Here is a 25,721-nt window from a genome sequence, read left to right as displayed (position 1 = left end):
GTCAAATATTTGCTTTACGTTTCTTAATCCCTATTTTGAGGTAATTTTAAACCCTCAGATTATGGAGATCATACACCTTAGTGCAGAATGTTATCCAATTGCTAAAGTTGGTGGTTTGGGCGACGTAGTAGGCGCCCTGCCAAAGTATCAGAATAAACTTGGACATGTAGCTAAGGTGGTAATGCCTGCGTACCAGACTAAATTTATGCAGGAGAATGAATTTGAGGTGGTTTATGATGGCTGGGGTAAACTTGGCTTTCGTGATTTTACAGTAAGGATTTTTAGGGAGAAGACAAATAAACTGGGTTTTGATCTGTTCCTGGTACATATAGCTGGTTTACTGGACAGGCCACAGGTATATGGTTATCATGACGATACGGAACGTTTCCTGGCTTACCAGATTGCAGTGCTGGACTGGATTGCACAATGGGAACATCGCCCTGATGTAGTGCATTGTCATGACCATCATACCGGCCTGGTACCTTTTATGATGGCTTACTGTCTGCAGTTCAGAAGCCTGAGCCAGATTCCTACCGTTCTAACCATACACAATGCACAGTACCAGGGACAATTTGGTTGGGATAAACTACATTACATTCCTGCTTTTGATTTGTGGAAATCGGGACAGCTGGACTGGAAAGGAAGTATTAACCCTTTGGCATCAGCGATAAAATGTGCCTGGCGGGTAACTACTGTTTCACCAAGCTATCTGGATGAGATCAGTTTTAAAGCCAATGGGCTGGAAGATCTGCTGGCCCAGGAAAGGGGTAAATCTGCCGGGATCTTAAATGGCATTGACAATGAAGTCTGGAATCCACAGACGGATCCGATGTTGGAAAAGAAATTTACTTTGCGTACTGTTGATGCAGGTAAAAAGATTAATAAAGCTGCACTTTGTGCTGTTTTTAACCTTGATCCGGAAAAGCCGCTGTTTACTTTTATCGGCAGGTTAGTAGGAGAAAAAGGAGCTGATCTGTTGCCCGATATATTTTACAATGCACTGCTTACCTATAACAAAGAAATTAATGTATTGGTACTGGGCTCGGGCGATCCACAGGTTGAAGGGCGTTTATCACATTTAAAGGAAGCTTTTCCGGGAAATTATAATGTTTATATCGGGTATAATGAGCAATTGTCGCATCAGATCTATGCTGCGGCAGACTTTTTGCTGATGCCTAGCAGGGTAGAACCGTGCGGTTTAAACCAGATGTATGCCTTAAGGTACGGCACCATTCCAATTGTAAGAAGAATAGGGGGATTGAAAGATACCGTGATTGATATTGGCGATGGTGGTTTTGGTATCTGTCATGACCAGACCAGTGTTTGGGATGTAGGGCATGCCATTGGCCGGGCTTATGAGTTGTACTCAGATGAAAAAAAAGTAAAAGAAATACGTAAGTTTATGATGCAGCTGGACCACTCATGGGATAGGGCAGCGCAGCAATATATTGATCTATACCAAATTTAAACTAGGATGAACATGACTGACAAAGTATTGGGAGTGATCCTTGGCGGTGGCCAGGGCTCAAGGCTGGCGCCATTAACACAAACACGCTCTAAACCAGCGGTACCGATAGGAGGGAAATACCGTTTGGTAGATATTCCAATTTCTAACTGCCTGAATTCGGGGATACACAGGATGTTCGTTTTAACACAATTCAATTCGGCATCATTAAATAAACACATTAAAAATACTTACCATTTTAGTCATTTCAGTGCTGCATTTGTAGATATTCTTGCCGCAGAACAAACGCCTGAGAACCCAACCTGGTTTCAGGGAACGGCTGATGCGGTAAGGCAAACCATGCACCATTTGTTAAATCATGAGTTTGAATATGCGCTGATCTTGTCAGGAGACCAGCTGTACCAGATGGACTTTAATAAAATGGTTCAGGCCCATGTTGAAAAAGGGGCTGAAGTGAGTATTGCTACTATTCCGGTAACAGCCAAGGATGCCACTGATTTTGGTATATTAAAGGTGAACGAAGATAGTTTTATTACTTCTTTTATAGAGAAACCTGCTGCTGCTTTATTGCCCGACTGGTCGTCTGATACAGGTGAAGAGATGCATGCTGAGGGTAGGGATTACCTGGCTTCAATGGGTATTTATATCTTTAACAGGGATTTGCTGGTAAAAATACTGATCGATAATCCTGATGAAAAGGATTTTGGTAAGGAGATTATTCCGAGGGCTATGGCACACAATAAGGTATTGAGTTTTCAGTATGAAGGTTACTGGACAGATATCGGTAACATTTCTTCATTTTTTGAAGCCAATCTTGGGCTTACAGATGATATCCCTAAATTTAATCTGTTCGACAGTCACCAAAGTATATTTACCAGGGCCAGGATGCTGCCCCCCTCTAAAATATTGGGAACTACTTTAAATAAGGCTGTAATTGCTGAGGGTTGTATTTTGCAGGCCGCAGAAATTTCACATGCAGTAATTGGTATCCGTTCCAGAATAGGGATAGGTACGGTTATTGAAAATGTTTATGTAATGGGTAGCGACAGGTACCAGACCCTTACAGAGATTGAGGAGGAGACCGCAAAACAGAAGCCATTGATCGGTATTGGCGACAGGTGTAAAATTGTTAATGCACTGGTAGATAAGAACTGCAGGATAGGTAATGATGTACAGATCATTGGTGGTGATCATTTACCTGATGGTGACCATCCTTTATATACAGTTAAAGATGGAATTGTGGTGGTAAAAAAAGGCGCAGTGATACCCAATGGAACGGTGATTTAAAGTAATTGCTTTATGCAACGTAGTTTCACCGATCAATTAGGTCGGACAATACAGGTAGATTATCCGCCAAAACGGATCATTTCGCTGGTGCCTTCCCAGACAGAACTGCTGTTTGATCTGGGACTGGATACTGAGGTTGTGGGCATTACCAAATTTTGTATCCATCCGATAGCACAATTTGCATCAAAGATAAAGGTTGGGGGAACCAAAAAATTAAATCTGGATCTGATCCGGGACCTGAAGCCAGACCTTATCATCGGCAATAAAGAGGAAAATGAACAGTTGCAGATTGAGGCTTTAATGGAAGAGTTTCCGGTTTGGATGAGTGATATATATACGCTGGAAGATGCCAAAGCAGCCATTGCACATATTGGAGCATTGGTAAACAGGGAGCCGGAAGCTGCTTATCTTGTACATCTGATCAGTGCAGGATTCAATGACCTGCAGACCCTGGCATTACAGCACGGCATTGATAAATCTGTAGCTTACCTGATCTGGAGGGAACCTTATATGCTGGCTGGTCCGGATACTTTTATAGATCATCTGCTAACCCTGAATGGTTTGCGGAATGTGATTAAGCAAAACAGGTATCCTGAAACTGACCTGGAAAACCTGGGGCTGTTAAAGCCAGATCTGGTGTTTCTTTCTTCTGAACCTTATCCTTTTAAGGAAACACATCTCGAAGAGATTAAGAAAGCAATGCCCGCAGCCAGGGTAATGCTGGTAGATGGTGAGATGTTTTCCTGGTACGGAAGCCGTTTAGTGAAAGCGGTACAATACCTGTTCCAGCTTCAGGCCGAAATTACAGGGCCGGCCAGGCCCGGAAGGGGAAGCGAATTATAAGTGTGTTTTACTTAGCCCAGCGAAGAAGTATTTGCTGGGTCGGGAACTGAAGTCTGCTGAAGTTGATTCAAACCCGAGATAGTCTCATTTTTGGTGATCTGGGCAATTAAGTCCCTTAATTCATCATAAAATAAAAGCATGTCTATCATCCTGTCACTGTCAACCTCCGTTGCATTATGTAAAAACCAGCCTTTATACATCTCCCATAGCAGGGTTCGCATTTCCTCATTGTTATAATTTTCAAATATACCCTTGGTACTTATTAAATACTTGCCATCATCCATGACGTCAAATATAAATAATTAACAAAAATATATGTATAATATTGTTATAATTAAATTATGTAACCTGATTTCCTGTTTTTAGCTATATATACGGGGTTTTTTTGATTTTCTGCATGGTAACAACTGTGTGATCTGGTTATCTGCTGACAATTCCGGGGTTGTTAGAGGCGTGTTAAACGCCGGTCAGACGGAATTGTAACTCAATATAATAGGATTGAAAAAGTTTTTGCTGTAAACCAGCGCATTAACAAAAGTGCCTAAAAATAAATTAAAAACCCTTTTGACTTTTGATAAGAATCTCTATCTTTGCAGTCCTTAATAAATCCTAACTGCGGAAGTGGCGTAATTGGTAGCCGCACCAGACTTAGGATCTGGCGCTTCACGGCGTGGGGGTTCGAGTCCCTTCTTCCGCACAGCAAAATTCCCCCGCAACACGGGGGAATTTTTATATAAAGACATTAATACAAATATTGATTCAGAAAGATGAACATTACACAGGAAAAAATTAACGACTTAAATGCAGTTGTAAAAATTAAGATTGCGCCTGAGGATTACACTGAAAAGGTTGATAAATCTATTAAAGAACAGGCTAAGAAAGCAAACCTTCCAGGTTTCCGTAAAGGAATGGTTCCTGCCGCCCATATCAAAAAGATGTATGGCAGAAGTATTCTTGTTGAAGAGATCAATAATTTGTTAAGCGAGACTTTAAATAAACACCTTACTGATAATAAAGTTGAAATTCTGGGTCAGCCTTTACCTGTAATGGACGATACCAAAGAGTTTAAATGGGACTATACAGACGAATTTGAATTTGATTACGAACTGGGGCTTGCCCCGGCTATTGAAGTTGCCATTACTTCAAAGGATAAGTTTACACAATATGTAGTTAAGGCCGATGAAGAAACCCTGGCTGCAAGGATCAAAAATATCCGCAAAAGCTATGGCAAAATGACAAATCCGGAAGTTTCGGCAGACGATGATGTACTTTATGCCGAATTAACACAACTTTCGGCAGATGGTTCAGTTTTTGAAGGTGGCATTACTGCAACCGGATCTATTCGTTTGGATCAGGTTACTGATAAAAAGATATTAAAATCTTTGATTGGTTTAAAGAAAGATGATGTTGTAGAACTTGATGTTCAAAAAGCTTTTGATAAAAACGAGGTGGTAATTGCCAAATTGTTAAACATCAGCGAAGAGGATGCGAAAGATTTACAGTCTAAATTCCGTGTAACGGTTAAAAATGTAAACCGTTTAGAGGAAGCTGATTTAAACCAGGAGTTCTTTGATAAATTGTTTGGTGCAGGTGTAGTAACAGATGAGGCTGGTTTTAAAACTAAGATCACTGAGGAAATTGAAAGTATGTTTAAGCAGGATGCAGACCGCAAATTGCAGAACGACATTTATACCAAACTGATTGAAAGTGTAAAAATGGAATTGCCGGATGAGTTTTTACGTAAGTGGCTAAAAGCAACCAACGAAAAATTAACGGATGAGGAACTGACTGAAGGTTATGACGATTTTGCCAAGAACCTGAAATGGACTTTGATTGAGAATAAACTGATCAAAGACAACAACATCGAGATCAAGTATGAAGATGTGTTTCAAACGGCTAAACAACGGTTGGATGCGCAATTCAGAATGTATAGCCCAAGTCCGATGCCTGAAGACCAACTGGCACAGTATACGGCTACTTTTCTGAAAGAAAAAGACAATGCTAACCGCATTTTTGATGAGGTTAAAGCCATCAAAGTTTTTGATTACATTCAATCGGTTGCTACTTTGGACCAAAAAGAAATAGCTTATAATAAATTTACAGAATTGAAATAAGCGCAGTTTAATACTGCAGAGTTTTAACAGGATAACATGAATGAATAAGGCGGCCTTTTAAAAGGCCGCCTTATTTATATAAAAACGAATTCAAATTTTACAATACCACAATAAATTACCAATTTAGTTTTATTACTATTGGTGAAGAAAATAGATAGTGATTAAAATAACAATTAGAGATCATGAAGATAGATAAAGACGAATTTAGAAAATACGCAGTTAAACATCACCGTATAAATGGTTTAAATGTAGACCGTTATATTGGTGCTACCAATAATTCACCAAAAGCCATGACACCTTATATTATTGAGGAGCGTCAGCTTAATGTTGCTCAGATGGATGTGTTTTCCCGTTTGATGATGGACCGTATCATCTTTTTAGGAGATGCCATTTATGATGGAAATGCGAATATCATCCAGGCCCAATTGCTATTTTTACAGTCGACAGACAACAACAGGGACATCCAGATCTACATCAACTCACCAGGTGGATCAGTATATGCAGGCCTGGGTATTTATGATACCATGCAGTATATTGCACCTGATGTGGCTACCATCTGTACAGGTATGGCCGCATCAATGGGGGCCGTTTTACTGGTTGCCGGTGCTAAAGGTAAACGTGCGGCATTGCCTCATTCAAGAGTGATGATCCACCAGCCTTCGGGCGGGGCACAAGGGGTAGCTTCTGATATGGAGATCAACCTGAGGGAAATGCTTAAATTGAAAAAAGAATTATACGATATTATTTCAAACCATTCGGGACAGAGCTATGAGTGGGTAGAAAAGGCTTCAGACCGTGATTACTGGATGAAGGCTGAGGAAGCAAAAGGCTTCGGAATGATTGATGAAGTGCTAGGTGCTAGCAACAAAGACTAAAAAATGGCTAAACAAAACAAAGAATCCCGTTGCTCTTTTTGCGGCTCAGGTAAGCAGGATACACTAATGCTTATTGAAGGACTGGATGCATTTATCTGCGATAAGTGTGTAACCCAGGCCAATCAGCTGCTGGTACAGGAGCTGGGGAGTAAAAAATCGAAAGCTTTAGATACTTCGATCACGCTGTTAAAGCCCCTGGAAATTAAAGCTCATATTGACCAGTATGTAATTGGTCAGGATGATGCTAAAAAGGTGCTTGCAGTGGCGGTATATAACCACTATAAAAGGTTAAGTCAGAAAGTAGACAAGGGTGATGAGGTTGAGATTGAAAAATCCAATATCATGTTGGTAGGTGAAACGGGTACAGGTAAAACCTTACTGGCTAAAACTATTGCCAAGATATTACATGTACCTTTCTGTATATGTGATGCAACGGTACTTACAGAGGCTGGGTATGTTGGTGAAGATGTGGAGAGCATTCTTACCCGATTATTACAGGCTGCTGATTATGACGTGGCTTCGGCAGAACGTGGCATTGTATATATTGATGAGGTAGATAAGGTGGCACGTAAAAGTGATAATCCTTCTATTACCCGGGATGTATCTGGTGAAGGCGTACAGCAGGCTTTACTGAAGATATTAGAAGGTACGGTAGTAAACGTTCCACCACAGGGCGGACGTAAACATCCTGATCAGAAGATGATCCCGGTAAATACAAATAACATTCTGTTTATATGCGGCGGGGCTTTTGATGGCATAGAACGTAAAATTGCCAACAGGCTGCGTACACAGGCAGTAGGTTATAAGGTTAAAAAGGACGACGCTGAACTGGATCTTAAAAACCTTTATAAATATATTACGCCTCAGGATTTAAAATCGTTTGGTTTAATTCCGGAACTGATTGGACGTGTGCCGGTTTTGACCCACCTGAACCCATTGGATAAGCAGGCATTACGCAACATCCTGACCGAGCCTAAAAACTCGCTGTTCCGTCAGTATGTAAAATTGTTTGAACTGGAAAATGTGAAACTTACATTTGATAACGAAGTTTTGGACTTTATAGTAGATAAAGCGATGGAATATAAGCTTGGTGCAAGGGGCCTGCGCTCTATTTGTGAGGCCATTATGCTGGATGCGATGTTCGAGATCCCTTCTGATACCAGTGTCAAGGAGTTGAGCATTACACTCGATTATGCGGTTGAAAAGTTTGAGAAGGCCGACTTTAAAAAGTTAAAAGCTGCTTAGAAATTTAATCCCCGGTTTACCGGGGATTTTTTTTTAACTTGTTTTAGGCGATCAGCTGGTTCGCTGCAAAGCATAATAAAAGGAGAATAGATATGAATGAAGAAAAAGATGTAAAAAAAGAAGAACAAAAGAGAGGAAAAGTAAAGAAGATAAAAGAAGTGGAATCGCCGGTAAAGGCTGGCCTGAAATCAAAGGCTGATATTGTACAAAACTGGCTGCCCAGATATACAGGAAGGCCATTAGCAGATTTTGGCCAGTACATACTGCTCACTAATTTTAGTAAGTATGTACAGATGTTTTCTGAATGGCACGATAATGCACCGGTTATGGGGCTGGATAAACCTATGCAAAGTGTAACAGCTGACGGGATTACCATTATAAATTTTGGTATGGGAAGCCCGATGGCTGCAACCATGATGGACTTGCTGACGGCAATCAGCCCGAAGGCAGTATTGTTTTTGGGTAAATGTGGCGGATTGAAAAAGAAGAACCAGCTAGGCGACCTGATCCTGCCTATTGCGGCGATAAGAGGTGAGGGGACGTCCAATGATTATTTACCTGCTGAAGTACCTGCATTACCTGCGTTTGCTTTACAAAAGGCAATATCAACCACAATACGTGACCATTCGAGGGATTACTGGACTGGAACCTGTTATACCACTAACCGCAGGGTTTGGGAGCACGATAAGGCTTTTAAAAAATACCTGAAAACTTTAAGGGCGATGGCTGTGGACATGGAAACTGCTACCATATTTACCACTGGTTTTGCCAATAAGATACCCACAGGAGCGTTATTACTGGTCTCAGATCAGCCGATGATCCCTGAAGGAGTTAAAACAACGGAAAGCGACAGTAATGTAACTTCCACTTATGTGGAAACACATTTAAGGATAGGCATTGATTCCCTGAAGCAGCTGATCAATAACGGGCTTACAGTTAAGCACCTGCATTTTTAATCTTCGTTAAGACTTTTAGGATAATCGAACTGGAGCAGCCTGCCGGTATGGTGGCTTACCAGTTCCCATTCGTCGAAAGGGAATTCTATCAATACAGTACCGCAGGTAGGGATGTTGTAAATATCGGTATCACTGAGGTAATTGGCGAGGTCTGTAAATCCTGGATTATGCCCGAAAATAGCAATATAGTCATACCTGTTATTAAACCTATTGATTACTTTCAAGAGCGTTTTGACATTTGCTTCATAAATTGAAGCCTCTTCTTTTATTTGTTCTGCTGATTTTTTCCAGGCTTGTGCAAAATGTTTGGCAGTGGTAATGGCCCTTAAAGCCGGACTGCTTACGATGAGGTGCGGAACCAGGTCTTTTTGGAGTAATCTTGCGGCCATTTCCGGTGCATTTCTGTGCCCCCTGGGGTTTAGTGGTCTGTCAAAGTCTGCAAGATGTGCATTCCCCCATTCTGATTTACCGTGTCTGACCAATAGTAGTTTTTTCGCCATTGCTGAGTTTATTGAGTACAGTATTTATAACAACCGATTCTGATAAATTGTTCATACAGGCAAAGTCGCCGCGGTAACATGGAACATTTCCATAAACAGAGCACGGCCTGCAATAGAGATCTGCTTGTACCGCATCCTTTATGGATTGGCCATAGCCTAAAAAACCTATGTAAGGATGGGTGGCACCCCATACAGATACAACCGGGATATTTTTTAAAGCAGCAAGGTGCATGCCGGAAGAGTCCATACTCAACATCACATCCAGGTTTGAAATGAGCTTTAGCTCATCGTCGAGTTTGATTTTTCTGACTACTGAAGTAACGTTTTTATGTTTACATTCCCATTCCATGGCTATCTGTTCTTCTTCTGAAGAACCACCAAATATGAAAAGCTGGTGTCCTGAGTTGGCCAGTGCCAATAGTACGGTCTCTGTTTTTTGCAGAGGATACACTTTTTGCAGGTGCTGGGCAAAGGGACTTACACCGATCCATTTTTGTGTTTTTGGGAAAGAGATAAAGGGAAAGTCAGCTGGGGTTAAGGTTTGAGGCCTTTTTTCAGTTAATTTGTTTTGCAGTCCAAAAGGGAAACCTAAAGTTTTGAATACTTCTGCATAACGGATTATTGTAAGCTTAAGGGGTCTGAGTATTTTTTGTTCCCTGCGGGTAAGTTCTGCTTTCTCTTTTCTGCCCTTGTCTATCCTGGCTGTTTTTACTCCTGTAATAAAAAAGAGCAGGCTTACTATTCTGCTTCTGAGGTTATTGTGCAGATCGGCAACAGCAGTTATTTTTTGTTTTCGGAGTGCTATAAAGAGTTTAATGAGCCCCAAAAAGCCTTTGTGCTGTTGTTTGGGTTCGAAAGGATAAAAATTTAAATTGGGGATATCATTAAAGAAAGGCTGGAATAAGCTGCGGCTCAGCATCAGCAATTCCGTATCCGGATATTCCCGCATAAATTCCTTTAAAACAGGGGCGGTCATGGCTACATCTCCCATGGCCGAGAAACGGATGACCAGTATTTTATTTTTGCCCCTCATTCATGGTTAGTGTTGTAAAGAACAGGATTAAGATTGGGGTCATTATACATTTTCATTTGTTTGTATACTTTCATATACTTTGTACCGTTTTCAATATCCTGTATCAATTCATCTAAGCTATTGGAAAGATCGGCTCTTTGGTTTAACAGAATGTTAAGCTTTTGCGTACAAAGGTCCCGGTGTTCCTGGGTAGCATCAGGTCTGACGGTTTCTTCAGTCATGTGGTATACTTTTAAAGCAAGGATCGATAAGCGGTCTATTACCCATGCCGGACTTTCAGAATTGATCTTTGCATCTGCATTTGGCTTTATATTTTTGTATTCTTCCAAAAAGTAGCTGTCTATGTATTCTACTACATCCGTCCTTTCCTGATTAGAAGCATCAATGCGTCTTTTCCATTGCAGTCCTTCAACCGGATCGATCTCCGGATTACGGACCACGTCTTCCATGTGCCATTGAGCGGTATCTATCCAACATTTTAAATAAAGCAGGTGTTCAATAGAGCTGATGCGATATGGATTTTCTATAGGCTGATCTATATGGTTATGGATGTGATAATCATGGATTGCCTCTCCGAATATTCTGTTGCAAAGCTTACTAATCATAACTCAAAGGTAAGGATAACTATTTTTTATTACCGAAGTATTGAGCAATATCTTGCAAGGATAAAGCATTTAAACACTGTTTTGCAGTTAAGCCACCTTTTCTGCCGATCAAGACCCCATAGTGCATATCATGAAACCCTTCTTTTCTATGTGCATCCGGGTTTACGGAAAGCAATACACCTTTCTCCAGGGCATAACGGTGCCAACGCCAATCGAGGTCAAGACGTAATGGATTGGCATTAATCTCAATCACTACATTGTTGGCCACGCAGGCGTCTATAACTTTTGCATAATCAATAGGATAACCCTTTCTGCTAAGCAATAGCCGGCCCGTAGGGTGTCCTAAAATGGTAGTATAAGGGTTTTCTACGGCTTTAATTAACCGTGCTGTGGCTTTCTGTTCATCCATGCGGAGATTGCTGTGTACAGAGGCTACTACAAAATCAAATGTTTTGAGGATCTCATCACTGTAATCCAGAGAGCCATCGTTCAGGATATCACTTTCTATACCCTTAAAAATACGGAAGGGCGCAAGTTTTGCATTTAAAGCTTCGATTTCCTGGTGCTGAGCATATACCCGTTGCTCGTTTAGTCCGTTTGCATAAAAGGCGGATCTGGAATGATCACAGATGCCCAGGTATTCCAGTCTCAGGTTGTCCTTACAAAAAACAGCCATTTCCTCCAGGGTATGTACGCCATCGCTCCAGGTAGAGTGGTTGTGCAGGCTGCCTTTCAGATCGGCATCAGTAAGGAGTATAGGGAGTTTATTTTCTTTGGCCAGCTGGATTTCATTCAGTCCTTCCCTCAGCTCAGGTTCAACGTAAGCAAGACCAGCTTTTTGGTAGATTTCCTGTTCCGATGTAAAAGCATCTGATCCTGCCAGCGCCAGTACTTCATTTACGTGTTGCTCATTACCGGTAAGCTTAAACCAGTTCAGGTAAAAATCTGATTTTTGGACTATATATAGTTTTATTTTTAAGCCAAAAGGACTGTTTGCCAAATAATTTCCATCTGTTTGCTGTTCAAATACCAGGGGCTCAAAGGTGGTTATTTTAGTATGTATTTCTTCCAGGGTTTCGGCACCGATGAGCAATTCAATTTCTTCTATGATTTCCAGGCAGCGGCGATAGGCTCCGGCTATACCAAGTAAGGGATCACCGCTAATGGTATTTAACCATATAGCCAGGTCGGCGTATAGCTTGTTTACCAGGATTTCAGTCTGGGCGTATAGAAATTTGCCCGAGGCAGCCATTTTAAATTCTATGATCTTTTTGATCTCTTCCTGTGTTTTCAATCCGAAGCCTTTGGCTTCGATCAGCCTGTTTTCATTACAGGCATAATATAACTCGCCAATATTCTCTATGGCCAGGTCTTTCCAGATGACAGCAATCTTTTTTGGTCCTATGCCTTTAATGCCCAGCATTTCGACAATTCCTGTAGGTGTTTGGGCCAATATTTGCTCCAGTTCGGTCATTGAACCTGTTTCCAGCAATTCCCAGACTTTTGCCGAGATACTTTTTCCAAGACCATCAATCTGGGAGATTTCTTCAATTGTTTTCCCTTTAACGGGGTACGGTAATTTATCTACTTTAAATGCAGCATTAGCAATAGATTTAATTTTAAAAGGGTTCTCATTGTGTAGTTCCATCAATTGAGAAAGTAGCCGAAGTGTGCGTGCAATGGTTTTATTTTCCATTTTAATCAGGAAGTTTTATTGTATTTTAATTTCAAAAGGCATCCTGGTCTGGATTCCTGATCTGGATACAGCTGATTTTATTTGCTGATAGATAGGATAGCTCGCACCAAGCTCTTGTTTGGCATAATAAGTTCTTATCTTATCTGTTGTGTTGTCCATCAGTGATTTAAAGGGATCCCGCATTTCAGGATATTCCACAATACTGTAATCTTTTATTTTAGCTTTTTTAGCTGCGGCAATTATGGCATCATTAAAGTTACCTGTTCTGTCGGCCAGTCCAATTCTGACTGCATCAGTCCCAACCCAAACACGGCCACCACCTATGCTGTCTATGTAAGCTTTTGTTCTTTTACGCCCATCTGCCACACGGGTAATAAAACTATCGTATACCCGGTTTACATCATTTTGTACAATCAGCCTTTCACCTGCAGTCATGGGTCTGTCCACACTCATGATATCTGCATATTTTCCGGTTTTAACACCATCAAAGGTGATTCCAAGTTTATCATTAAATAATTTCTGGAAATTAGGAATAATACCAAATACGCCAATAGATCCGGTTATGGTGTTGGGTTGTACAAATATGGAGTCGGCCGCGCATGCAATGTAATAGCCTCCAGAGGCTGCTACATCTCCAAATGAAGCGATAACAGGTTTTATCTTTTTGGTGAGTACAATTTCTCTCCAGATCACATCTGAGGCCAAAGCGCTGCCACCTGGTGAATTTACCCTTAAAACAACAGCTTTGATATCGGTATCAAGACGGGCTTTCCGAATGGCTTTGGAGATCCGTTCCGAACCAATCTGGTGATCGGAGCCATCGCCACCCATGATGTCGCCATTGGCGTAAATTATGGCTACTTTCTGGCTTGCGGAAGTAGGCTGGTCTTTAACAACATTTCTGGCATAGTCATTAATAGAAATGGTTGTGAGATCATTTTTTTTCTCTTTTCCACTTAATGTTTTGAGTTCATCAATAATCTGGTCTTTATATTTCAGCTCATCCACCATTTTATAGGCAACAGCGTCTTGAGGCTGCCTGATCTTATAATCATCTGCAATCTGGTAAAGCGTTTCGGTGCTGATGTTACGGCTTTTGGCTATCCCTTCCAGAAAAGTATCATATAGGCCATGCAGGTAGGCCGTAACCTGTTCGCGGTTTTTGTCGCTCATTTTTTCTGCAAAGAAAGGCTCTACAGCACTTTTATAATTACCGACCCTCACAATCTGGGCTTCGATGCCAAGTTTATCCAGTGCACCTTTAAAAAACATGGTCTCAGATTTCAGGCCTTTAAACTCCAGTGCACCTTCGGGATTTAAATAAATCTTATCGGCTGCAGAAGCCAGGTAATAGGCTCCCTGTGTGTAAACCTCACTATAGGCTATGATTTTCTTTTTACTTGTTTTAAAATCAATCAGTGCATCCCTGATTTCACGCATGGTAGCAAAACCCGCCTGAGGTGAGGTTACATTGATGTAAACACATTTAATGTTGTCGTCTGTTTTGGCTTTTTGCAACGCACGGATCACATCGTTAAAACCAATGCTTTTATCCTCATCTGAGCCAACCAGGGGCAATCTTGACAAAGGATCGTCAGCGGTGCGTTCAGTTATGCTTTGGTCCAGGTTAAGCAAAAGTACAGAATTGCTGTTTACACTTACTTTCTGTTCCTTTAGGGATGTTTTAACAATTCCGATGATCAATAGTACAAAAAATACTAAAAATAAGGCCAGTGAAATGACTACGCCTACCACTGTAGCAAAAACATATTTAAAAAATTCTCTCATCTGCCAGGTAAATATTTAATTTGTAAAGGTAAATAAAAAAAAGCCTCGGATCTTTATATGCAATTGGATAGTGAAAATGTTTATTTGTTACTTGGAAGTAACCTGGGAGATAGGAGTGAATTGATAAAAGAGGCTATTGAGCAAATTGACAAACGTATTGGGCAAGTATTTTTAACATCTGCCTTTTATGAAACATCGGCCTGGGGGAAAGAAGACCAGCCGGCTTTTTTGAATGTTGCCGTTGGCGTTAATACCGCGCTTAGTCCAATTCAGGTACTTGAGATGGTTTTGCAGATTGAACTTGATCTGGGTAGGGTGAGACATGAAAAGTGGGGTTCCAGGTTGATAGACATCGATATTGTGCTTTTTGGCAACAAAATTGTGGATAATGGAAGTCAATTGCAGATTCCGCATCCGCAGATGCAGCATAGAAAATTTGTTTTGGTGCCCCTGGCCGAAATCGCGCCTGACAGCATTCATCCGGTGTTTAAGCTTACTGTATCGGAAATATTAGAAAGATTAAGTGATAATTTGTCAGTATCAAAAGTATAAATTCATTATTTTTGTCTATGATGGTAAACTTACAGAAAAATAATGATCCTCTGGATCTGTCTTATTTAAGAGATATGTCTGGGGACAGCGCGGAATTTATCATAGAGATGATAGATATGTTTAAGCTTCAAACACCTTTGTATATCTCTGATCTTGGGCAGGCTATTGCAGATAAAGATTGGCCAAGAGCATCTAACTGTGCCCATAAAATAAAACCCACTTTTGCTTATGTAGGTCGTGAAGACGCCAAAGAACACATGCAAATGATGGAAAACAATGCAAGAGACCTTAAAAATATAGAGGAGCTGCCACAGGCATTTGAGGAAATCAGTGCTTTTGTAGCACATCTGTATACGCAACTGGATGAGGCTAAAGCAGAGCTGGAAAAACAGCTTTAAATCATTATACCCGATTTTTAGTATTTTTATATAGGTGTATTCCTGAAATGGAGAAAAGACAGTCCGATATAAAGCAGCAGTATAAACGGTACGGCAGAAAAATTAAGAAATATGACCAGTATTGCTGAGAGCAGCAGGAAAATGTATTTTATTTTGTTCTTTGCCCAGGTGGCCGAACTGAATTTGAGGGAGAAGATTTTTATTTCACTAACCAGCAACCAGCTGAGTATTAAGGTAAGCCCGAACAATAAAGGGGCAGACCCAACAATTAAAGGATAATCTTTACGAATAAAGGGTAAGGACACGATAAAGATGGTATTCATTGGTGTATTCAGGCCAATGAAATCTTCGGTCTGGCGGCTGTCAATATTAAATTTAGCAAGTCTGAGGGCAGAAAATACGGTGATGATAAAACCAAGATAAGGCAAATATGGGAAAGTACAATCACTTGTTTTTAGCAATTGAAACATTACTACCCCAGGAAGGAAGCCGAAACTGACCATATCGGCCAGAGAGTCCAGCTCTTTTCCAATGTTGGATTTTACATGCAGCAACCTTGCTGCAAAACCATCAAAAAAATCAAATATTCCTGAAAGGAGGACAAAATAGGCTGCTATTTCAAGAGCCCCGTTAAAAGCGTAGACAATACCTATGCAACCTGAAAACAGGTTGGCACAGGTAATGGCATTTGGGATATGTTTTTTGATCATGAAAAAGAATCCTTTTCAATTAGCTATTCATTGAAATTAAGAATTCTTCATTGGATTTGGTGCCTTTTATTTGAGCCTGAACAAACTCCATAGCTTCCTGGGCGTTCATGTCTGCCAGGTGGTTGCGCAGGATCCATACCCGCTGCAAAGTATCTCTGTCGTGCAACAGATCGTCGCGGCGTGTACTTGAAGCTGTAATGTCGATAGCAGGGAAAATACGTTTGTTAGATAATTTACGATCTAACTGAAGTTCCATATTACCAGTACCTTTAAATTCTTCAAAGATCACTTCATCCATTTTCGATCCTGTATCTGTTAAAGCAGTAGCAAGTATGGTTAATGAGCCACCTTTTTCGATGTTACGTGCTGCACCAAAGAAACGCTTAGGTTTGTGAAGGGCATTTGCATCAACACCACCTGACAAGATTTTTCCTGAGGCAGGGGCCGTTGTATTGTAAGCTCTGGCCAATCTGGTAATGGAATCGAGCAGGATCACTACATCATGGCCACATTCTACCAGACGTTTGGCTTTTTCGAGTACAATATTGGCGATTTTAACGTGGCGTTCTGCCGGTTCATCAAAAGTAGAGGCAATTACTTCAGCCCTTACACTTCTGGCCATGTCTGTTACCTCTTCCGGGCGCTCATCGATTAATAAAATGATCAGATAAACTTCAGGATGGTTTTTAGCAATGGCATTGGCTACCTCTTTCAGCAGGTTTGTTTTACCAGTTTTAGGCTGGGCTACAATTAAGCCACGTTGTCCTTTACCTATAGGTGTAAACAGGTCTATAATACGGGTGGAATAGTTATTTGTTTCTGTAAAAAGATTTAACCTTTCTGTAGGGAACAATGGGGTAAGGTAATCGAAAGGAACACGGTCACGCACATCAGCGGGCAAACGGCCATTGATGGTTTCAACCCTTACCAGCGGAAAGTATTTTTCACCTTCTTTTGGTGGCCGGATGCTTCCTTTTACGGTATCACCTGTTTTCAGACCGAATAATTTGATCTGCGATTGTGATACATAAATATCATCCGGCGAAGAAAGGTAATTGTAGTCGGCAGATCTTAAAAAGCCATATCCATCAGGCATAATTTCCAAAACACCTTCGTTGGTAATGGTATTGTCGAAATCAAGATTGGAGTAGCTGTTTTCGTTTTGCTTATGGTTGCCGTTGCTGTTTTGATTTTTAGGTTTGTTTTCCAGTGGCCGCTGTTTTTTATTGTCCTGGTTTGCCGGATGTGCAGGGTTTTTAGTTTCGTTTGGAAAAGAAGGTACTGTTGTTTCCGCTGGTGTTACTGCCGGAGCTTCTTCAGTTACAACTTCAACAGGTGCTTCAAAAAGTGTCTCCTGTTTGTAAGCTTCAGCTACAGGATGGGGCTCAAACAAAGAAGCCCGGTTAAATGGCCTTTGTACATTTTCTTCAGCTGCCTCCTTTGGTGCAATGCGGATTCTCTTTCTAGCCGGTTTATCACCCTGGGCATCTTTTGACGGGTTATTGGCTGCGCTAGTTTTTGCTAAATGTTCCTTTACAGGGCGCTCTTTTAACGGAGTTGCTTTAGCAGAATCTGCTGTTAAAGTATTTTCATCATTAGGCAATTCTTTTTGGACGGGCGCTTTGTTCCCACTGTTCTTAACAGGGCTGTTTTTTGCTGCATTTTCCTTTACAGCTTTTGTTTTTACAGCTTTTACCGGAGCTTCTTTGGGAGTAGCTTCTGCTTCGGCTTGCTGCTCGGTTATTTGAGCAATGATTTCGACCAGTTCAGCCTTGCGCAATTCATCGGCATTTAGGATGCCCTGATTTTTTGCTATCTCACGCAATTCAGCAGTGAGTTTTTCATTTAATTCTGTTTTATTAAACATTATATGGATGTAGAGAAATTTTAAATGTGTTGTTTTCTAAATTTTTATGATTGATAGCAAAGTATGATATCAACTGAACAGCGCAAAAAATGCAATTATAAAAGGCGTTATAAAACAAAATTTTATGAGATTTTCTGGAATGGTCAGATAAACTTTAGAGAATTATGGTGCAATTGTATGTATTTGAAATCTAATCTCCAAGAAAAAGTTAAAATTGTTTATAATAATTTACATTAAAAGTACGGTGAAGGGGTTTAAATCAGTTTGAAAATTAACATCTTTGTGTCCAAAATTTACCCCCAGATGAATAAGAAGCAACTATTTGAGCAAATTAAAACCAAGAAATCTTTTTTGTGTGTTGGCCTTGATCCTGTAATGGAACAAATTCCAAGACACCTGCTAAAATATGACAATCCGGTACTGGAATTTAATAAACAGCTCATCGATGCGACAAAAGATCTGTGTGTTGCCTATAAGCCCAATACTGCTTTTTTTGAATCGATGGGGCTGAAGGGTTGGGAAACGCTGATCAGGACCTGGGAATATATTCCTAAAGATATCTTTACTATTGCAGATGCAAAAAGAGGTGATATTGGCAATACGTCGGCCATGTATGCCGATGCATTTTTTAACAAGGAGAAATCGGGGATGGGTTTTGATGCCATTACTGTGGCGCCCTATATGGGCAAAGATTCTGTTGGACCATTTTTAAACCATAAGGATAAATGGGTGATCCTCCTGGCTTTAACCTCAAATATTGGGCATAGTGATTTTCAGTTGCACCAAACGCCTGAAGGAAAGCTGTATGAAGAGGTGATCCGCATTTCTTCAGCATGGGCAGACAGTGAGCAGCTGATGTATGTAGTAGGTGCTACCCGTGGGGCAGAGTTTAAAAATATCAGGAGGCTTGCGCCAGATAATTTTTTACTGGTACCTGGTGTTGGTGCACAGGGAGGAAGCCTTGCCGATGTTTGTACCTACGGGTTAAATGACAGCTGTGGTTTACTGGTAAATTCGGCCAGGTCGATTATCTATGCAGGGAATGGGGAGGATTTTGCTGAAAAGGCAAGAGCAGAAGCATTGAAACTGCAGCAGGAGATGGAACAAATATTATTAGCTGCCGGTTTAATTTAAAATACTTCATCTATTTTGTGGTGAACTGGTCATTTTCCGATTAAGTTCACCTAATGGATTTTTCTGAACATTTTTTACATTTTATATGGCGTTTCAGGCTATTTAACACTTTCGGACTTTTTTGCACTGATGGGGAAAGACTGGAGATTTTGACGCCCGGTCTTATAAACAAAGATGCAGGGCCTGATTTTAGTATGGCCAAACTGATGATCGGTAATACGAGATGGGCCGGTCAGGTAGAACTGCACCTTAAATCGTCTGACTGGTTTGTGCATGGACATGATAAAGATCCTGCATATAATGCAGTTATTTTACATGTGGTTTATCAGCATGATCAACCTGTTTACCGGACAAATGGCAGTTTAATACCTGTTCTTGTTTTAAAGGACCTTTTCCCCAGGCACCTGCTTAATATTTATCGTGAACTAATGGCTGGTATGAACAGGTTCCCCTGTGAAAAGCACATTAAAAATATAGATCCGATAGTTATCCATAGTTTTTTAGCCAGGATAATTATTGAACGATTTGAACATAAATCGGAAGAAATTTTTCATAAACTGGCGCACAACAGAGGCGATTGGGAGCTGACTTTTTACCATTTTATGGCCAAGAGTTTTGGTTTTAAGGTAAATGCTGTTCCTTTTGAGTTACTAGCTGATGCCCTGCCTTATCCTATTTTATTAAAGCACAAGGACAATGCCCTGCAGATTGCTGCATTGTTGTTTGGCCAGGCCGGATTTTTAACCTCAGGCTTTACGGAAACCTATCCCAGGCAACTGCAGAAAGAATATTCTTTTTTGCAGCAAAAATATCGGCTTATGCCATTAAATATTGAACTATGGAAGTTTTTAAGAATGCGGCCACAGAATTTTCCAACCATCAGACTGGCACAATTTGCTGCATTGATGCTTAAGAGCAGCCACCTTTTTTCGAGGATACTGGAAACAGAAAATTTAAAGGACCTGTGTAAGCTTTTTATTGAGCTACCGGTTGATGTTTACTGGCAAACACATTATCACTTTAATAAAGTGGCAACAAAGGTGGTTGTCCAGCCCGGTGTAAAATCTGTTCACAGCATCATTATCAATACTGTTTGTTTGTTCTTATTCTCATATGGCAAGTATACCGATCAGCCTGAATACATAGACAGGGCACTGAATTTTCTCGAAAACCTCCCGGCAGAAAGTAATGCTATTGTTGGCCAGTATGTAAGCAGCGGCCTGAAAGTAGGAGATGCTTTGATGTCGCAGGCATTACTTCAATTAAATAAATGCTACTGCACTCAAAAAAAATGTTTAAATTGTGGTATAGGAATTAAAATCTTAAAAAAATAACATGTTCCAGCGGATCATTACCTTTTTTGAAAAACAGAGTTTTGGTGTATGTACTTATCTTGCAGAGCGACTAAATATATCCATCAGTAAAATAAGACTTTTTTTTATTTATTCATCATTTTTGGCTGTAGGCTTCCCCATTGTATTTTATGTGCTTGCAGCATTGGTGCTGGATGTGCGTCATTATATTAAGAAGATAAGGATGCGGATCTGGGATGTTTAATTAAATACTGAGGATCTCAGCTATTTCCACAAAACCTTTTTCCCGGGCCAAATCTGCAGGCAGTTTACCACCTTCCATGCGTATGTCTACCTCTGCCCCATGTTCCAGTAATATTATAATGAGTTCAACATGACCTAGTTGTGCAGCAGCATGTAATGGTGTAAAACCGGCCTGCTGTGTTACATTTACATGGGCACCGGCATTGATCAGCATTTTTGTAAGGTTCTGATTTTTTGCAGCAACAGCCGAATGGATGGGGAAAACATTATAGCCATTGTTTGCAGGTATATTGACATCGGCACCTTTAGCTATTAAAAGTCTGGCTATTTCTTCATTGCCAAAATAAGCAGCCAGACCCAATGCCGTAAAGCCATCCTTAGAAAAAGAGTTTACCAGGTCGGGATCTTTTTCTGTCAACAAGCTGGCCTCCTGTGTTTTTCCCAGTGCACTGGCTTCAAAAATGTTAATGTTTGTAGAGAAGTTAGCTATCAGCGCAGCTATTTCCGGCTTTTTATAATAACAGGCCAGTAAAATAGGGGAGATGCCATGACTGGTATCTTTGCTGGCCAGGGCCGGGTTTTGGGTTAACAGATCAAAGATCCCCGGTTTGTTGCCTGTTTCGATTAATGTCTCAAGATCAGCCATTTTTTATTGTTAAATTTCGGTTAAAATTGGGTAAATTATTTAATAATGGCAAATGAGTGCAATGAAAGTTAATCGTTATAAAAGTTTTTTCAGGACTGAATTTATGATAACTTAGATCGATTAATTTGTTTTATATGCGGTATGCAAATTGTATATAAAACAAATTTATCTAAGTTTGTTAATTATTAATATTAGTAACGAAAGATGTCGGTAAGGGGAAACCAATTTAAGTCCAATTCATTTAAAAATGAATCAGGGGATAAGCAAAACTCAAGATCATCTGCTACGAGGCCCTTTAAGGAAAGAACAGAAATCCTGCCCCGGCTTAATTTTCAGGATGGGAGGTTATTTAAGATTATAGGGCTGTTGTTTATCGTCCTGTCCTTATACTTTCTGATTGCCTTTACGTCCTATTTATTTACCTGGCAGGAAGATTACAGTTATGTTATAGATGCCAATGGAGGCTGGAAAAATCTGTTTAAAACTTATGAAGAACTTCAGCAGGTAAATATTCCTCCTGTTGTACAAAACTGGCTGGGTAAGGTAGGTGCATTATTGTCGCACCAGTTCATTTACGAATGGTTCGGCCTGGCTTCATTCCTGTTTGTTTTTGTATTTTTTGTAATTGGTTACCGCCTACTGTTTAAGGTTAAAATATTTGCCATCGAAAAAACATTGGGCTACAGTCTTTTCTTTTTACTGTTCACTTCATTAACACTGGGTTTTGCGCATGCATTTTTCTCTAAAACGCCTCATTACATAGAAGGTGAATTTGGGTACTGGACGAATAAACTACTGGTGGCGCAAATAGGTATTGCCGGGGTAGGTGGGCTGATTGCCTTTCTGGGTTTAACCGTACTGATCATTGCTTATAACATAGATTTTAAAATTCCCGAAAGGAAAAAGAAAGAGGTAGCAGCTGTACCTGATGTACCTGAAAATATTGAGATGGAAAGTGAGTTGCGATCGGAACCTGTTGAATTTACCTTAAATGATAAGCTTGGGAAACAGCGTAAACAAGAACAGAATATCGTAATTACACCATCCCGGTTTGAAGAGAATGAAATTGAGGAAGAAGATATTCCTGTGCTTACCCCCGCAGTAAATGTAATGACACCCCTACCGGTAGTGCTCTCGCCAGCACTGGAAACTACTGTTCCCAAGCCGGAACCGGAGCTGACTATTGAAAAGACAGAAGAAGATAAAAAATCAGAAGAATTGGTAGAACAATTTGGTAATTATGATCCTACACTTGATCTGTCGAGTTATAAATATCCGCACCTGGACCTGCTGGAGAACTACGGCTCTAATAAAATATCTGTAAATGCTGAAGAACTGGAAGCCAACAAGAACAAAATTGTTGAAACGCTGAACCACTATAATATTGAAATAGACAAGATCAAGGCAACGATTGGGCCAACTGTTACTTTGTACGAGATTATTCCTGCTCCCGGAGTGCGGATATCAAAGATCAAAAACCTGGAAGATGACATTGCTTTGAGTCTGGCTGCCCTCGGTATCAGGATCATTGCGCCGATGCCGGGTAAGGGAACCATTGGCATCGAGGTGCCCAATATGCATCCTGAAATGGTTTCTATGAGAAGTATCCTGGCTACAGAGAAGTTCCAGCAAACGACCATGGATTTGCCTATTGCTATGGGTAAAACCATATCGAACGAGGTATATATCGGTGATTTATCTAAAATGCCCCACCTTCTAGTTGCCGGAGCTACTGGTCAGGGTAAATCTGTAGGTATCAACTCTATCCTGGTTTCCCTTTTGTATAAAAAGCACCCTTCGCAGCTTAAATTTGTTTTGGTAGACCCAAAAAAGGTAGAGCTTACCTTATTCAATAAAATAGAGCGTCATTTCCTTGCTAAATTGCCCGGGGAAGCTGATGCGATCATTACCGATACCAAAAAAGTAATCAATACCTTAAACTCGTTGTGCATAGAAATGGACCAGCGTTACGATCTGTTAAAAGATGCGCAGGTAAGGAATTTAAAAGAATATAACGATAAATTTATTAAGCGCAAGCTAAACCCGAACAATTCGCACCGCTTTTTACCTTATATTGTACTGATAGTGGATGAGTTTGCCGATTTGATGATGACGGCGGGTAAAGAAGTAGAAACACCAATTGCGCGTTTGGCACAGCTTGCCCGTGCGGTGGGAATCCATCTGGTGCTTGCTACCCAGCGTCCTTCAGTAAATATCATTACCGGTACCATTAAGGCCAATTTCCCGGCCAGGCTGGCCTTCAGGGTATTGTCTAAAATCGACTCCCGTACCATTCTGGATAGTGGTGGTGCCGACCAGCTGATTGGTCGTGGTGATATGCTTTTGTCTACCGGAAATGACCTGATCAGGTTACAGTGTGCTTTTGTGGATACACCGGAGGTAGACCGGATTTCGGAGTTTATCGGTGCACAGCGAGGCTACCCTGAAGCTTATCAGCTGCCTGAATATATTGATGAGGCGGCAGAGAATGCTAAAGCTGATTTTGACCTGAGTGACCGTGATTCTATGTTTGAGGATGCGGCAAGACTGATTGTTATGCACCAGCAGGGTTCAACATCCCTGATTCAAAGAAAACTGAAGCTGGGGTATAACAGGGCGGGCCGTATCATCGATCAGCTGGAAGCTGCTGGTGTGGTGGGACCGTTTGAAGGCAGTAAGGCCAGAGAGGTGCTGATTCCTGATGATTATGCTTTGGAACAGTTCTTGAACGATCTGAATAACGGGCAATAGCGTTCGTAATCTTATGATATAGATATATATGCCGATGAAAATGATCAAGAAATTTACATTACTGCTGTTTACATTGGGGACAGCTTATGCTGCTCATGCACAAACTGATGCACAGGCCCGGACTATACTGAATGCAGTAAGTAAAAAATACCGTTCTTATGATATTGTCAAAACTGATTTTACGCTGATCATCGAGAGCCAGCAGGCCAATGCCAAAGAAACCCAACAAGGTACTTTGTATGTAAAAGCAAACGCCAGTAAATATAAGGTAAGCACTGGCGGGCAGGAAATGATCAGTGATGGTAAAACTTTATGGACTTATTTAAAAGAAGAAAAGGAAGTTCAGGTTACGGATGCAGATAACAGCAACAACGCCCTGAACCCTGCAAAGATCTTCACCATTTATGAGAGCGGCTTCAAGTATATATATACAGGAGATAAAAAGGTAGGTACTAAGATTTATCAGATGATTGACCTGACACCTACAGATATCAATAAACCCTATTTTAAGATCCGTTTAAGTATAGATAAGGTAGCCAAGCAAATAGCTTCTGCTCTTATTCTGGAAAAAAATGGCAACAGGTATACCTATAACGTAAGAACTTTTGTGCCTAATGTAAAGGTACCTGAGTCTACTTTTACTTTCGACAGCAAGAAATATCCTGGCGTTGAAGTAGTGGATTTGAGGTAATTTGTTATTTTTGATCTATATGCTTGCAACAAATATATTTTGAAGATTACATTTTTAGGTACGGGCACATCTCAGGGCATTCCTGTAATCACCTGCAGCTGCGCAGTTTGTCAGTCGGCAGACCATAAGGATAAGCGCTTAAGGGTATCTGTACTGTTGGAGACTGCAGATAAAACTATTGTAATTGATAGCGGACCTGATTTCAGGTACCAGATGCTACGTGCAGGGGTAAAAGACCTGGACGCCATTTTGTTTACCCATGAGCATAAAGACCATATTGCTGGCTTAGATGATATCCGGCCATTCAATTATCTGCTAAAAAAGAACATTGATATTTACGCAACTGAAAGGGTGCAACATGCGTTGAGGAGAGAGTTTTCTTATATATTTTCCGAAATCCACTACCCGGGCTTGCCGCAAATAGATTTGCATACAATTGGTGATGAAGCTTTTCAAGTGGGTGAAAATGAGATCATAACTCTGGATATTATGCATTATAAGCTACCTATCCTGGGCTTCAGGATAGGCGGTTTCACTTATATTACCGACGCCAAGACCATACCAGATGCTACCGTTGAAAAGATCAAAGGAACGCGTGTCCTGGTGGTAAACGCATTACAGAAAGAACCACATATTTCTCATTTTACCTTAGACGAGGCTATTGCATTTGCAAAAAAGATAGACGCTGAAACTACTTATTTTACACATATCAGTCATAATTTAGGGCTTCATGAGCATGTGGAAAAAGATTTACCCGCTAATATAAAATTAGCTTACGATGGTTTGACTATATTATCTGAATAAGTATATATTTGCAGAACCAATACCCGGGTGGCGAAATTGGTAGACGCACCAGCTTGAGGGGCTGGCGCTGGCAACGGCGTGGCAGTTCGAATCTGCTCTCGGGTACACTTTGATACAATTCAGCCTTTAACATATTGATTGTTAAAGGCTGAATTATTTTTCATTTTCTCAAAATTTTTCATGAATTTATGAAGTAGATAGGTAT

The 25,721-nt window shown here is 40.6% G+C and carries 24 protein-coding genes and 2 tRNA genes; 17 read left to right on the top strand and 9 right to left on the bottom strand.

Translation table 11 applies throughout. The features are described from left to right. Positions 1 to 61: 61 nt before the first annotated feature. From PHEP_RS15345 to PHEP_RS15335, 3 genes are read left to right on the top strand one after another with little or no spacing between them, the layout of a single operon-like run. Positions 62 to 1,468, top strand: coding sequence for a glycogen synthase (locus tag PHEP_RS15345; RefSeq protein WP_015808892.1), 1,407 nt, complete (start codon positions 62 to 64; stop codon positions 1,466 to 1,468). A 12-nt stretch (positions 1,469 to 1,480) separates the two neighbouring features. Further along, positions 1,481 to 2,752 carry a glucose-1-phosphate adenylyltransferase gene (locus tag PHEP_RS15340; RefSeq protein ID WP_143715761.1) on the top strand — a complete coding sequence of 424 codons (1,272 nt, stop codon included), beginning with the start codon at positions 1,481 to 1,483 and terminating at the stop codon, positions 2,750 to 2,752. 12 nt (positions 2,753 to 2,764) lie between these two features. Beyond that, entirely contained in the window at positions 2,765 to 3,595 is an 831-nt protein-coding gene (locus PHEP_RS15335) for an ABC transporter substrate-binding protein (RefSeq protein ID WP_015808890.1), read from the top strand. 11 nt (positions 3,596 to 3,606) lie between these two features. On the opposite strand, the gene PHEP_RS15330 is transcribed toward PHEP_RS15335, so the two are convergent. Beyond that, a complete protein-coding gene (locus PHEP_RS15330) occupies positions 3,607 to 3,816 on the bottom strand; it encodes a hypothetical protein (protein ID WP_143715760.1) in 210 nt (69 codons plus the stop codon). A gap of 394 nt (positions 3,817 to 4,210) precedes the next feature. On the opposite strand from PHEP_RS15330, the gene PHEP_RS15325 reads away from it, so the two are divergent. The 5 genes from PHEP_RS15325 to PHEP_RS15305 all read left to right on the top strand — a co-directional run bounded on the left by PHEP_RS15325 (position 4,211) and on the right by PHEP_RS15305 (position 8,785). Next, positions 4,211 to 4,292 (top strand) — tRNA-Leu (locus PHEP_RS15325). A 70-nt stretch (positions 4,293 to 4,362) separates the two neighbouring features. Next, positions 4,363 to 5,709 carry a trigger factor gene (gene tig, locus PHEP_RS15320; RefSeq protein WP_015808888.1) on the top strand — a complete coding sequence of 449 codons (1,347 nt, stop codon included), beginning with the start codon at positions 4,363 to 4,365 and terminating at the stop codon, positions 5,707 to 5,709. Positions 5,710 to 5,891: 182 nt separating this feature from the next. Next, on the top strand, positions 5,892 to 6,584 hold the full coding sequence (gene clpP / locus PHEP_RS15315) for an ATP-dependent Clp endopeptidase proteolytic subunit ClpP (protein ID WP_015808887.1): 693 nt from the start codon (positions 5,892 to 5,894) through the stop codon (positions 6,582 to 6,584). 3 nt (positions 6,585 to 6,587) lie between these two features. Next, a complete protein-coding gene (gene clpX / locus PHEP_RS15310) occupies positions 6,588 to 7,829 on the top strand; it encodes an ATP-dependent Clp protease ATP-binding subunit ClpX (RefSeq protein WP_015808886.1) in 1,242 nt (413 codons plus the stop codon). A gap of 92 nt (positions 7,830 to 7,921) precedes the next feature. After that, a complete protein-coding gene (locus PHEP_RS15305) occupies positions 7,922 to 8,785 on the top strand; it encodes an AMP nucleosidase (RefSeq protein ID WP_015808885.1) in 864 nt (287 codons plus the stop codon). Here the strand turns inward: PHEP_RS15305 and PHEP_RS15300 are convergent. From PHEP_RS15300 to sppA, 5 genes are read right to left on the bottom strand one after another with little or no spacing between them, the layout of a single operon-like run. Continuing rightward, positions 8,782 to 9,285, bottom strand: coding sequence for a SixA phosphatase family protein (locus tag PHEP_RS15300; RefSeq protein WP_015808884.1), 504 nt, complete (start codon positions 9,283 to 9,285; stop codon positions 8,782 to 8,784). The two genes, PHEP_RS15305 and PHEP_RS15300, sit on opposite strands and share 4 nt — an antisense overlap. Further along, on the bottom strand, positions 9,251 to 10,318 hold the full coding sequence (locus tag PHEP_RS15295) for a glycosyltransferase family 9 protein (RefSeq protein ID WP_015808883.1): 1,068 nt from the start codon (positions 10,316 to 10,318) through the stop codon (positions 9,251 to 9,253). The genes PHEP_RS15300 and PHEP_RS15295 overlap by 35 nt, the downstream gene beginning before the upstream one ends. Then, entirely contained in the window at positions 10,315 to 10,923 is a 609-nt protein-coding gene (locus PHEP_RS15290; RefSeq protein ID WP_015808882.1) for a DUF4254 domain-containing protein, read from the bottom strand. The genes PHEP_RS15295 and PHEP_RS15290 overlap by 4 nt, the downstream gene beginning before the upstream one ends. Positions 10,924 to 10,942: 19 nt before the next feature. Continuing rightward, positions 10,943 to 12,619: a DNA polymerase/3'-5' exonuclease PolX gene (locus tag PHEP_RS15285; protein ID WP_015808881.1), complete on the bottom strand. Its 1,677-nt coding sequence runs from the start codon at positions 12,617 to 12,619 to the stop codon at positions 10,943 to 10,945. A gap of 15 nt (positions 12,620 to 12,634) precedes the next feature. Next, the gene (sppA, locus tag PHEP_RS15280; RefSeq protein WP_015808880.1) at positions 12,635 to 14,407 is read right to left on the bottom strand and encodes a signal peptide peptidase SppA; all 1,773 of its coding nucleotides are present in this window, start codon (positions 14,405 to 14,407) and stop codon (positions 12,635 to 12,637) included. A gap of 57 nt (positions 14,408 to 14,464) precedes the next feature. Here sppA and folK point away from each other — a divergent pair, with 57 nt between their 5' ends. Beyond that, on the top strand, positions 14,465 to 14,959 hold the full coding sequence (folK, locus tag PHEP_RS15275) for a 2-amino-4-hydroxy-6-hydroxymethyldihydropteridine diphosphokinase (protein ID WP_015808879.1): 495 nt from the start codon (positions 14,465 to 14,467) through the stop codon (positions 14,957 to 14,959). 17 nt (positions 14,960 to 14,976) lie between these two features. Further along, the gene (locus PHEP_RS15270) at positions 14,977 to 15,357 is read left to right on the top strand and encodes an Hpt domain-containing protein (RefSeq protein WP_015808878.1); all 381 of its coding nucleotides are present in this window, start codon (positions 14,977 to 14,979) and stop codon (positions 15,355 to 15,357) included. A gap of 26 nt (positions 15,358 to 15,383) precedes the next feature. On the opposite strand, the gene pssA is transcribed toward PHEP_RS15270, so the two are convergent. Next, positions 15,384 to 16,067 carry a CDP-diacylglycerol--serine O-phosphatidyltransferase gene (pssA, locus tag PHEP_RS15265; RefSeq protein WP_015808877.1) on the bottom strand — a complete coding sequence of 228 codons (684 nt, stop codon included), beginning with the start codon at positions 16,065 to 16,067 and terminating at the stop codon, positions 15,384 to 15,386. 19 nt (positions 16,068 to 16,086) lie between these two features. Further along, complete coding sequence (gene rho / locus PHEP_RS15260; RefSeq protein ID WP_015808876.1) at positions 16,087 to 17,934, bottom strand: transcription termination factor Rho; 1,848 nt, start codon at positions 17,932 to 17,934, stop codon at positions 16,087 to 16,089. A gap of 303 nt (positions 17,935 to 18,237) precedes the next feature. Between rho and pyrF the strand changes: the two genes are divergently transcribed. The 3 genes from pyrF to PHEP_RS15245 are packed head-to-tail and all read left to right on the top strand — an operon-like array spanning position 18,238 to position 20,625. Further along, a complete protein-coding gene (gene pyrF / locus PHEP_RS15255) occupies positions 18,238 to 19,068 on the top strand; it encodes an orotidine-5'-phosphate decarboxylase (protein WP_015808875.1) in 831 nt (276 codons plus the stop codon). Positions 19,069 to 19,121: 53 nt separating this feature from the next. Further along, a complete protein-coding gene (locus tag PHEP_RS15250) occupies positions 19,122 to 20,402 on the top strand; it encodes a DUF2851 family protein (protein WP_015808874.1) in 1,281 nt (426 codons plus the stop codon). A 1-nt stretch (position 20,403) separates the two neighbouring features. Next, on the top strand, positions 20,404 to 20,625 hold the full coding sequence (locus tag PHEP_RS15245; protein WP_015808873.1) for a PspC domain-containing protein: 222 nt from the start codon (positions 20,404 to 20,406) through the stop codon (positions 20,623 to 20,625). Here PHEP_RS15245 and PHEP_RS15240 read toward each other — a convergent pair whose 3' ends face one another. After that, positions 20,626 to 21,270 (bottom strand): ankyrin repeat domain-containing protein, encoded by a 645-nt coding sequence (locus tag PHEP_RS15240; RefSeq protein ID WP_015808872.1) that lies wholly within the window; start codon positions 21,268 to 21,270, stop codon positions 20,626 to 20,628. A 204-nt stretch (positions 21,271 to 21,474) separates the two neighbouring features. Here PHEP_RS15240 and PHEP_RS15235 point away from each other — a divergent pair, with 204 nt between their 5' ends. The 4 genes from PHEP_RS15235 to PHEP_RS15220 all read left to right on the top strand — a co-directional run bounded on the left by PHEP_RS15235 (position 21,475) and on the right by PHEP_RS15220 (position 25,621). Next, the gene (locus tag PHEP_RS15235; protein ID WP_015808871.1) at positions 21,475 to 24,021 is read left to right on the top strand and encodes an FtsK/SpoIIIE family DNA translocase; all 2,547 of its coding nucleotides are present in this window, start codon (positions 21,475 to 21,477) and stop codon (positions 24,019 to 24,021) included. A 40-nt stretch (positions 24,022 to 24,061) separates the two neighbouring features. Next, positions 24,062 to 24,712 (top strand): outer membrane lipoprotein periplasmic chaperone LolA1, encoded by a 651-nt coding sequence (lolA1, locus tag PHEP_RS15230; protein WP_036674697.1) that lies wholly within the window; start codon positions 24,062 to 24,064, stop codon positions 24,710 to 24,712. Between the two features lie 39 nt (positions 24,713 to 24,751). Then, positions 24,752 to 25,516, top strand: a complete 765-nt coding sequence (locus PHEP_RS15225) for an MBL fold metallo-hydrolase (protein WP_015808869.1) — start codon at positions 24,752 to 24,754, stop codon at positions 25,514 to 25,516. A gap of 21 nt (positions 25,517 to 25,537) precedes the next feature. Next, positions 25,538 to 25,621 (top strand) — tRNA-Leu (locus PHEP_RS15220). Positions 25,622 to 25,721 lie beyond the last annotated feature (100 nt).

The organism is Pedobacter heparinus DSM 2366, from assembly GCF_000023825.1.
Lineage (GTDB): Bacteria > Bacteroidota > Bacteroidia > Sphingobacteriales > Sphingobacteriaceae > Pedobacter > Pedobacter heparinus.
This window is presented reverse-complemented; position numbering and strand designations above follow the sequence as displayed.

Coding starts and splice junctions, on each gene's coding strand:
- PHEP_RS15305 (WP_015808885.1), top strand. CDS start 7,922: ATGAATGAAGAAAAAGATGTAAAAAAAGAAGAACAAAAGAGAGGAAAA.
- PHEP_RS15285 (WP_015808881.1), bottom strand. CDS start 12,619: ATGGAAAATAAAACCATTGCACGCACACTTCGGCTACTTTCTCAATTG.
- tig (WP_015808888.1), top strand. CDS start 4,363: ATGAACATTACACAGGAAAAAATTAACGACTTAAATGCAGTTGTAAAA.
- clpP (WP_015808887.1), top strand. CDS start 5,892: ATGAAGATAGATAAAGACGAATTTAGAAAATACGCAGTTAAACATCAC.
- lolA1 (WP_036674697.1), top strand. CDS start 24,062: ATGATCAAGAAATTTACATTACTGCTGTTTACATTGGGGACAGCTTAT.
- sppA (WP_015808880.1), bottom strand. CDS start 14,407: ATGAGAGAATTTTTTAAATATGTTTTTGCTACAGTGGTAGGCGTAGTC.
- PHEP_RS15290 (WP_015808882.1), bottom strand. CDS start 10,923: ATGATTAGTAAGCTTTGCAACAGAATATTCGGAGAGGCAATCCATGAT.
- PHEP_RS15340 (WP_143715761.1), top strand. CDS start 1,481: ATGACTGACAAAGTATTGGGAGTGATCCTTGGCGGTGGCCAGGGCTCA.
- pssA (WP_015808877.1), bottom strand. CDS start 16,067: ATGATCAAAAAACATATCCCAAATGCCATTACCTGTGCCAACCTGTTT.
- rho (WP_015808876.1), bottom strand. CDS start 17,934: ATGTTTAATAAAACAGAATTAAATGAAAAACTCACTGCTGAATTGCGT.
- folK (WP_015808879.1), top strand. CDS start 14,465: ATGCAATTGGATAGTGAAAATGTTTATTTGTTACTTGGAAGTAACCTG.
- PHEP_RS15330 (WP_143715760.1), bottom strand. CDS start 3,816: ATGCGAACCCTGCTATGGGAGATGTATAAAGGCTGGTTTTTACATAAT.
- PHEP_RS15335 (WP_015808890.1), top strand. CDS start 2,765: ATGCAACGTAGTTTCACCGATCAATTAGGTCGGACAATACAGGTAGAT.
- PHEP_RS15345 (WP_015808892.1), top strand. CDS start 62: ATGGAGATCATACACCTTAGTGCAGAATGTTATCCAATTGCTAAAGTT.
- PHEP_RS15240 (WP_015808872.1), bottom strand. CDS start 21,270: ATGGCTGATCTTGAGACATTAATCGAAACAGGCAACAAACCGGGGATC.
- PHEP_RS15250 (WP_015808874.1), top strand. CDS start 19,122: ATGGATTTTTCTGAACATTTTTTACATTTTATATGGCGTTTCAGGCTA.
- PHEP_RS15270 (WP_015808878.1), top strand. CDS start 14,977: ATGATGGTAAACTTACAGAAAAATAATGATCCTCTGGATCTGTCTTAT.
- pyrF (WP_015808875.1), top strand. CDS start 18,238: ATGAATAAGAAGCAACTATTTGAGCAAATTAAAACCAAGAAATCTTTT.
- PHEP_RS15300 (WP_015808884.1), bottom strand. CDS start 9,285: ATGGCGAAAAAACTACTATTGGTCAGACACGGTAAATCAGAATGGGGG.
- PHEP_RS15295 (WP_015808883.1), bottom strand. CDS start 10,318: ATGAGGGGCAAAAATAAAATACTGGTCATCCGTTTCTCGGCCATGGGA.
- clpX (WP_015808886.1), top strand. CDS start 6,588: ATGGCTAAACAAAACAAAGAATCCCGTTGCTCTTTTTGCGGCTCAGGT.
- PHEP_RS15245 (WP_015808873.1), top strand. CDS start 20,404: ATGTTCCAGCGGATCATTACCTTTTTTGAAAAACAGAGTTTTGGTGTA.
- PHEP_RS15235 (WP_015808871.1), top strand. CDS start 21,475: ATGTCGGTAAGGGGAAACCAATTTAAGTCCAATTCATTTAAAAATGAA.